Raw genomic sequence first — 7,091 nt, 5'->3', positions numbered from 1 at the left:
GAGCCCCCGCTGATGCTGGCCTTCTCGGTACGGGAGGCGCTGCGGCAGGCCGCCGCCGCGTTCGGCCCCGCCGGTACCGGCGTGGAACTCGCCTCGCCCGCGACGCCGGAAGCGGTGTACTGGGCGGTCGAGTCCGCCCGTCGCGGCGGCGCGCGCGGCGTCAGCGGGGTCCCCGCCGACGCGAGCGTCCTGAGCAATGTCTGACATGACCTGGGTGGCCGCGGTCGCGCGGTTGCGGGCCCGCCGGGAACCCGGCGCGCTCGTGACCGTCGCGGCCGTGCGCGGTCACGCACCCCGCAAGGCCGGCGCCAAGCTCGTCGTGGGACGGACCGCGACCTGGGGCTCGATCGGCGGCGGCAACATCGAGGCCGTCGCCATCGACCGGGCCCGCGAGGTGATCGGAGCGCCGGATCCGGAGCCCGAGCTGATGGATTTCGCCCTCAACGACAAGGTCACCGGCCCGCACGGCGTCCAGTGCTGCGGCGGGGCGGTCAGCGTCCTGCTCGAACCGCTGCCGGTGGTCCCGGCCGTGGCGGTCTTCGGCGTCGGGCACGTCGGCATGGAGCTGGCGCGGATCCTGGCCCGCCACGACCTCGACCTGCACCTGATCGACACCCGTCCCGACCAGCTCGCGGACGAGCGCCTCTCGGTGCTCGCGGACGCGGTGGCACAGGTCCACGTGCACCACGTGCCGCTGCTGCCGGAGGAGGTGCTCGGGGAGCTGGCGCCCGGCACGCACGTCCTGATCATGACGCACGACCACGCGGAGGACGCCGCCCTGTGTGACGCCGCGCTGCGCACCCCCGGTCTCGGCTCGATCGGGCTGATCGGCTCGGCCGCCAAGTGGGCGCGGTTCCGCAGCCGCCTGGAGACCGAGGGCGGCCACGAGGCGGCCGCCATCGACCGGATCAAGACCCCGATCGGGATGACCGGGATCACCGGCAAGGAGCCGGCGGTCATCGCGGTCGGGGTCGCGGCGGACCTGCTGCGGACCTTCGAAGGGGACGCGGGCTGAGTCACCCCTGCGCGAAGCGGTCCCGGAGCCAGGCGAGCAGGGCCGCGAAGGCGGGGGACATGGCGCCGTCCGACTGTTCGAGGACCGTCGAGCGGCCGCCGTCCTCCACCGTGATCGCGTAGCCCTTCGCATCCCGGGCGCGGCCGGAATCCTCCGGAGGGGGCGCCGCCGCGGCGGCGGCCACCAGCCGTTCCAGCTCGGCCGCGGCGCCCTCGGGCAGGGCGGCCGAGTCCAGCACACCGGGCGGCCGGCGGAGGTCGGCAGCCGCCGCCAGCCCACCGTACGACTCCAGGGTGACCTTCATCGTCACCTGGAGCCCTTCAGGGTGGCCACTTCCCGGGCCAGCCCCGCCACCTTGTCGCTGAGCGTGGTGATCTGCCGGGTCAGGGCTGCCAGATCGGCGTCCCGGCCCGTGCCGCCGTGCCCGTTGACCGCGAAGGAGCGCGGCCGTGCGAGGCCCGGCGGGACTCCGGTGATCTGGATCTCCACTTCCTGCCAGCCCGCCACCACGGCCGCCTGCTCGGGGCTGCCGACACCGAACAGCCTGCCGGCCTGCTGGAAGGTGGTGTCCGCGAAGTCCTGGAACTTGTCCCGGCGCGCGGACGCCCTGAGCGCCTCGTACCAGATCCGCCCGCTGAGCTCCCACGCGAATCCGCCGATCCCGACGGCGGTCGCGTAGAACGCCTTGTTCGCGATGCCGGAGTTGTAGTGCACCCCGCCGTTGTCCCCGCGCGGTGTGTCGGGCAGGTGGACGAACTTGCTCATCCGGTCCGGCTGCGGGTCCTTGCCGACCAGCGGGTTGTTGTACGCCGTCCCCGGGGCCTTCATGGACCGCAGGGCGTCGCCCTCGATGCCCGGCGTCCACACGTCGGCGCCGATCAGCCAGTCGGCCTCCTCGGCGGTCTGCTTCAGCGACCACTGCTTGACCAGCGAACCGAAGACGTCCGACATCGACTCGTTCAGGGCTCCGGGCTGGTTGTGGTACTCGAAGTTCGAGGTGTGCTCGGTGACCCCGTGCGTCAACTCGTGGCCGACGACGTCGAGGGACCCGGTGAGGTTGCTGAACTCCACCCCGTCCCCGTCGCCGAAGAGCATCTCACCGCCGTCCCAGAACGCGTTGTTGATCCGCACGCCGTAGTGGACGAACCCGTTCAGGCGCATCCCCTGGTCGTCGATCGAATTGCGCTGGAACACGTCCTTGTAGAAGTCCCGGGTCAGGCCGAGCGCCTCGAACGCCCGGTTCACGGCCTCGTCCGGGGACTCCGGGCCGTCCTCCGACCTGGCCGTGACGGCGTCCGCGAGGTCTTCGCTGTGTTCGCAGTCGAAGACGGTGCGCCGGGCGTTGCCGGGGGCGGCGGACACCGCGGCGAGTCCCGCGCGGATGGCCCGTTCGCCCCGCAGGCGGGCGGTGGTCAGCAGGGTGTCCAACGCCGCCTGCCGCACCTCGCTGTCTTCGCTCTCCATGAGCTTGTCGAGGATGTACGGCGGGATGATGCAGTTGATCGGGCGGGTCCTACTCATGGGGCACCTCCTGAGCGAGAGGACCAACGGTTGACGGTTCATCGTCTTCGCCGCAGGATTTGAGATACCGGAACGCAGAGGGACCCCTTGACTTCCAACTGGCCAGGGGAGATCGAAGCGTTGGCGCCGACCAGCCCTGATTCCCGCGGCGGGGCCACGCTGACAACACCAGTCTCCTGCCGCCCGTAGCGGCTGGCAAACGCTCCGGGCCCCTGCCGCCCGCCGGCCTCCGCGAGGCCGTCGTTCTCAGCGCCGGCGTCTCCGGGGGCGCGGTGCCTCGCCGTCTTCCTCGTACTCCTCGTCGTCCTCGGGTTCTCCCTCCGCGGCCTCGTCCTCAAGGGCCTCCTCGTGGGTGACCACGACCTCGCCATCCTGGATCTCCCCGCGCCAGCCCTCCGGCTCCTCGGTGGCCAGGGTGACGAAGCGGTCGAAGTTCTTCAGGTCCAGACGCATCCGGCGGCCCTGTGCCCGCCAGAGGTTGCCCGTCCTCTCGAAGAGCCCGGAGGGGTAGTACTCGACGACCAGGAGGATCCGGGTCAGTGACGGGGCGACCTCGTGGAAGCTCACGCAGCCCCGAGTGGTCCCCTTGGGGCCGTCGGTGGTCCAGACGATCCTCTCGTCGGGCACCTGCTCCTGGACCGTGGCCTTCCAGCTGCGTGTGGACGGTCCCCACTCCGCGCCACGGGCGCCCTGTCGTGTGGTGGCCATGGTTCACCTCACCTCCGCGCGGCCGGCTTGCGACGGGCCGTCGTCTTCTTCGCCGCGGTCTTCTTCGCGGCCGGGCCGGGCGAAGCCTTCTTGGCCGGAGCCCGGCCCCCGGCGCCGGAAGTACCCGAAAGAGCTCGCCATGCAGGGCGTGAAGAAGCTCGGCGAGATGCCACAGGTCGCCGAGCTCGGCGACCGGACGGGCCGCGGAACGCATCGCCGCCACGGCCGGCCGGTACGCCACCCACGTCGTGCGGCACCCCGCCCAGACGGGCCCCCTGGCCGGCGGCGACACCGGCGAGAACGTCCTCAACGACGCCTACCTCGTACCCGACGGCGAAGCCGACGCCTTCCGCGCCGCCGTCCGGCACGCGGCCGACGACCTGCCGGGCGTCCGCGTCGAACTCACCGGCCCCTGGGCGCCCTACTCCTTCGCCGTGCCGCAACCACGGCCCGGCACCCCGTCATGAGCCCCGACGGGCGGGACGAGCCCCTGCCGGGCCGGCAGGTCGCCCTCGTCGACCTCCTCGACCGGTTCCTGGCGGGCGGCGTCGTCATCACCGGCGACATCGTCCTGTCCGTCGCGGACATCGACCTCGTACGCATGTCCCTGCGCGCCCTCATCACCTCCGTCGGCCCCTCCGCCCGGGGCGGCGAGCGGCCGTGACCGCCGAACGCCCCGCGCGGCCGCACCGCCCGCCGGACCTCACGGCCGTCGGCGACACCATGGCCGACGCCTTCCGCCTGCTCCGGGCACCGCCCGAAGCCCCGGACGGGCCCCGGACACCGGCCCGCCGCGTCCGCACCGGCTCCGAGACCGCGGGGGACCTGCGCCAGCTCATCGAACGCCAGGCCCTGTGCCGGGTCGACGCCGGAGACCTCACCGACGCCCAGGAGGAGGAACTCGGAGCCACCCTGCTCGCCCTGCACGAGCGCATGACCGAGCTGTGTGCCGCGTCCTCGATCCCTGACAAGACGAAGGCCCCGCCGGGGGGCGGGGCCTTGACCTGGGCCGCCTCGTGCGCGGCGCCCTCCGTCACCGTGTGGCGCGGCTGAACAACCGGAAGACGACGAGCAGGATGAGCGAGCCGACGACGGCGGCGATCCACGTGGAGATCTCGAAGAACCCGTCGATGGAGTCGACGCCGAATATCACCTTGCCCAGCCATCCTCCGAGCAGTCCGCCCGCGATTCCGATGAGTATGGTGACGATGATTCCGCCCGGGTCCTTCCCCGGCATCAGCATTTTGGCGATGATGCCCGCGAGCAGCCCGATGAGGATCCAAGCGATGATGCCCATAACGCCTTCTTCTTCTCGTCGCGTGAAGTCGTGGTCCATCTCGCTTCTACACGGTAAATGTGATTTCAAACCTGGCCGGTGCGGCCTACAGCGCGGCCCTGAGCGCGCGCCGCAGCGCCAACCGTGCCCCCCGCGTCATCAGGCGCAACCCCCAGACCGCCAGCCGGCCGAAGGCCCGCCGGGCGACGGCCCGGGGTGTCCACCGGGCGAGTGCCCGGCGTCTGCGCCACCGGCGCATCCGATGCCCCCGCGTGAACTTCACGGGTCTCTCCTGAATTCCGTACCGGGAAATGCCGACAGCCCCGGCGGCGTTCGGACGAGCCGTTCGACGGAGGGCGGAGCGAATACCGGCAGGGGTCGCAGGGTGCGGCTACCCCGGATTCCCCGGGCGAAATCCCGGGACCCGGTGGCGTCACCGCCGCGCGTCCGGCCGCGCCGCGGCACCGGCATGGAACGGCGGCTCCGGGGCAGGCGCCCGGTGGAGAATCGCCCGGGTGAAGCCGGCGGCGCCCGTGCAGAGCATGCGAGGCGGTGTGTACCCATGGACATCCGGCCGGCCGCGTTGCGCGGCGAACGCACCCTGGAACCCGAGGAACTCCTGGAGATCGCCTACGACGTGGGCCGCGACTACCACCGCTGGCGGCCCCGGCTCGTCGAACCGGACGGCGAGGGCAGCTGGCTCCCGCTCTACCGGGCGGACGTCCTCGGCGTCTGGGCCCTCGGCTGGGACTGCCTGCCGCCGGGCGCCGCCTACCTCGACCACGAGCGGATGCGGGGAGCGGTGTACGTGGCCCGGGGCGCGCTCACCCACGAACGGGCCCGGCTCGGGAACGCCCCGCACACCGACGAGGTCGGCGCCGGCAACGGCTTCTGCTTCGACGAGACCTTCTACCACCGCATGCGCCCGGTCGGCGAAGCGGGCCCGACCGTCACGGTGCACGTGTTCGCGCTCACCGCATCGGAGGCCGCGGCGGGCGACGACCGCGCGTGCCCCGCCCTCTGGCTGGGGCTGCCGTGACGGCGGCGGTGCGCGGGGGCCCCGGCGGGGGTGCGGCATGCCCGTGACCGTGGGCACCTCGGGCTGGCAGTACCGGGACTGGAAGGGCGTGTTCTACCCGCCGGACCGGCCCCAGCGGCTGTGGCTGGAGGAGTACGCCACGCACTTCCGCACCGTGGAGAGCAACAACGCCTTCTACCGGCTGCCCTCGCCCGAGACCTTCGCCCGGTGGCGCGAGCGCACCCCGCCCGGCTTCCTGATGGCCGTGAAGGCCAGCAGGTTCCTCACCCACGTCAAGCGCCTGCGCGATCCGGAGGAACCGGTCGGCCGCCTCATGGCGCACGCCGCCTGCCTCGGGGACCGGCTGGGCCCCGTCCTGCTCCAGCTGCCGCCGACGCTGCGGTGCGACCCCGAGGCGCTGGACCGGTGCCTGGGCTGCTTCCCCGCCGGCACCCGGGTGGCCGTCGAACCCCGGCACGAGTCGTGGTGGACGCCCGCCGTGCGGTCGGTGCTCACCGGCCGCGGCGCCGCCCTGTGCTGGGCGGACCGGGGCTCACGCCCGGTGACACCGCTCTGGCGCACCGCCGACTGGGGCTACGTCCGCTTCCACGAGGGCCGCGCCGAGCCCTGGCCCCGGTACGGGCGCACCGCCCTGCGGACCTGGGCGGCGCGCATCGCCGACACCTGGCCACCGGACGCCGACGTCCACGCCTACTTCAACAACGACCCCGGCGGCGCGGCCGTGACCGACGCCCGGACCTTCGCCCGGCTCACCGGCGCCCCCGGCCGGCTCAGCCGGCCGGGGCGGTGACGTCGGGATGCGGGAGCGTGGCCTCGCCCCCGGCGCGTACGGCCAGCAGCACGGCGTCGTGCAGGGCACGGCTGGCCTCCTCGCTCGGGCACGGGGCGGGGCTGCCCGCCAGGGTGAGCCACTCCGTCGCGCCGCTGTGCTGGACGGCGACGTGGGCGAGGCGGTCGTCCTCGGTCCAGGTGGTGTGGACGTCGAGCTCACCGGTCAGCAGCACCGACTCGGCGGTCCGCACGCCGCCGCGTCCGGCGAAGACGCCGCGGGTGGTCCATGATGCCCAGGTCATGAGGCCTCCAGGAGCCGTCCCGTACCGCTACGGGACCTAGGGGGTTCGGTCTGGCGTAATACCCGGCCCGGGTGGGATATATGCATGCATATCGCCCCATTTTTACAATGGGCTACTCCGCCGCCCGCTCCACCACCCGGCGGGCGGCCTCGTGCTCGGCGGCCGGCGGCGACAGCTCGTCCAGCGTGTCGAGGTCGGTGTCCCGTTCCAGCTCCCGCTCCCACTCGGCGGCGAGCCGCTCCTGCTCCGCGCGCGGCAGCCCGCCCACGGCCTCCCGGTGGGCCGGGTCGAGAGCGGCCAGGAAGCGTTCCACCACGTCCGAGGACATCCCGTACTCCTTGTCGCTGGGGGAGGGCCCGGTACGCGACGGCCCGCGCCCCCATGCGCGGCCCGGCCCCCCGCCCCGGGCAGGGCTTCCCTCCACTGCCCCGAACGGCGCCGGATCCCCGCCCCCCCCAC

Annotated in this window: 12 protein-coding genes and 1 pseudogene; 7 read left to right on the top strand and 6 right to left on the bottom strand. The window is 73.2% G+C overall.

Annotated features, from left to right (window positions below):
• Together SSNG_RS41680 and xdhC are read left to right on the top strand one after the other, a co-directional pair.
• The coding region (locus SSNG_RS41680) for a hypothetical protein (RefSeq protein WP_042800402.1) at window positions 1–204 on the top strand (204 nt) is incomplete at its 5' end.
• Between the two features lies 1 nt (window position 205).
• A complete protein-coding gene (gene xdhC, locus SSNG_RS02095; protein ID WP_128636832.1) occupies window positions 206–1,015 on the top strand; it encodes a xanthine dehydrogenase accessory protein XdhC in 810 nt (269 codons plus the stop codon).
• A gap of 1 nt (window position 1,016) precedes the next feature.
• Here the strand turns inward: xdhC and SSNG_RS02090 are convergent, their stop codons facing one another.
• The 3 genes and pseudogenes from SSNG_RS02090 to SSNG_RS02080 form a co-directional block, all read right to left on the bottom strand.
• Window positions 1,017–1,319 carry a protealysin inhibitor emfourin gene (locus SSNG_RS02090; protein WP_042800401.1) on the bottom strand — a complete coding sequence of 101 codons (303 nt, stop codon included), beginning with the start codon at window positions 1,317–1,319 and terminating at the stop codon, window positions 1,017–1,019.
• Window positions 1,320–1,321: 2 nt separating this feature from the next.
• On the bottom strand, window positions 1,322–2,536 hold the full coding sequence (locus tag SSNG_RS02085) for a M4 family metallopeptidase (RefSeq protein WP_007262130.1): 1,215 nt from the start codon (window positions 2,534–2,536) through the stop codon (window positions 1,322–1,324).
• A gap of 246 nt (window positions 2,537–2,782) precedes the next feature.
• Window positions 2,783–3,205 (bottom strand): annotated as a pseudogene (locus SSNG_RS02080) (cyclase); the annotation flags it as partial.
• Between the two features lie 287 nt (window positions 3,206–3,492).
• Here SSNG_RS02080 and SSNG_RS37675 point away from each other — a divergent pair.
• From SSNG_RS37675 to SSNG_RS39015, 3 genes are read left to right on the top strand one after another with little or no spacing between them, the layout of a single operon-like run.
• Window positions 3,493–3,711: a GvpL/GvpF family gas vesicle protein gene (locus SSNG_RS37675; protein ID WP_007262128.1), complete on the top strand. Its 219-nt coding sequence runs from the start codon at window positions 3,493–3,495 to the stop codon at window positions 3,709–3,711.
• The gene (locus SSNG_RS02070) at window positions 3,708–3,908 is read left to right on the top strand and encodes a gas vesicle protein (protein ID WP_042800400.1); all 201 of its coding nucleotides are present in this window, start codon (window positions 3,708–3,710) and stop codon (window positions 3,906–3,908) included. The genes SSNG_RS37675 and SSNG_RS02070 overlap by 4 nt, the downstream gene beginning before the upstream one ends.
• Complete coding sequence (locus tag SSNG_RS39015; protein WP_007262126.1) at window positions 3,905–4,297, top strand: gas vesicle protein K; 393 nt, start codon at window positions 3,905–3,907, stop codon at window positions 4,295–4,297. The genes SSNG_RS02070 and SSNG_RS39015 overlap by 4 nt, the downstream gene beginning before the upstream one ends.
• On the opposite strand, the gene SSNG_RS02060 is transcribed toward SSNG_RS39015, so the two are convergent.
• Window positions 4,278–4,541, bottom strand: a complete 264-nt coding sequence (locus SSNG_RS02060) for a GlsB/YeaQ/YmgE family stress response membrane protein (RefSeq protein WP_042800398.1) — start codon at window positions 4,539–4,541, stop codon at window positions 4,278–4,280. The two genes, SSNG_RS39015 and SSNG_RS02060, sit on opposite strands and share 20 nt — an antisense overlap.
• Before the next feature lie 541 nt (window positions 4,542–5,082).
• Here SSNG_RS02060 and SSNG_RS02055 point away from each other — a divergent pair.
• Together SSNG_RS02055 and SSNG_RS02050 are read left to right on the top strand one after the other, a co-directional pair.
• On the top strand, window positions 5,083–5,559 hold the full coding sequence (locus SSNG_RS02055) for a hypothetical protein (RefSeq protein WP_042800397.1): 477 nt from the start codon (window positions 5,083–5,085) through the stop codon (window positions 5,557–5,559).
• Between the two features lie 37 nt (window positions 5,560–5,596).
• Complete coding sequence (locus tag SSNG_RS02050) at window positions 5,597–6,349, top strand: DUF72 domain-containing protein (protein ID WP_007262123.1); 753 nt, start codon at window positions 5,597–5,599, stop codon at window positions 6,347–6,349.
• Here the strand turns inward: SSNG_RS02050 and SSNG_RS02045 are convergent.
• The gene (locus SSNG_RS02045; protein WP_007262122.1) at window positions 6,330–6,632 is read right to left on the bottom strand and encodes a hypothetical protein; all 303 of its coding nucleotides are present in this window, start codon (window positions 6,630–6,632) and stop codon (window positions 6,330–6,332) included. The two genes, SSNG_RS02050 and SSNG_RS02045, sit on opposite strands and share 20 nt — an antisense overlap.
• Before the next feature lie 112 nt (window positions 6,633–6,744).
• A complete protein-coding gene (locus tag SSNG_RS41675; RefSeq protein WP_007262121.1) occupies window positions 6,745–6,960 on the bottom strand; it encodes a hypothetical protein in 216 nt (71 codons plus the stop codon).
• Window positions 6,961–7,091 lie beyond the last annotated feature (131 nt).

Source organism: Streptomyces sp. C, from assembly GCF_000158895.1.
Taxonomy (GTDB): Bacteria; Actinomycetota; Actinomycetes; order Streptomycetales; family Streptomycetaceae; genus Streptomyces; species Streptomyces racemochromogenes.
The sequence above is the reverse complement of the archived record's forward strand: the minus strand, read 5'-3'. Positions and strand labels throughout refer to the sequence as shown.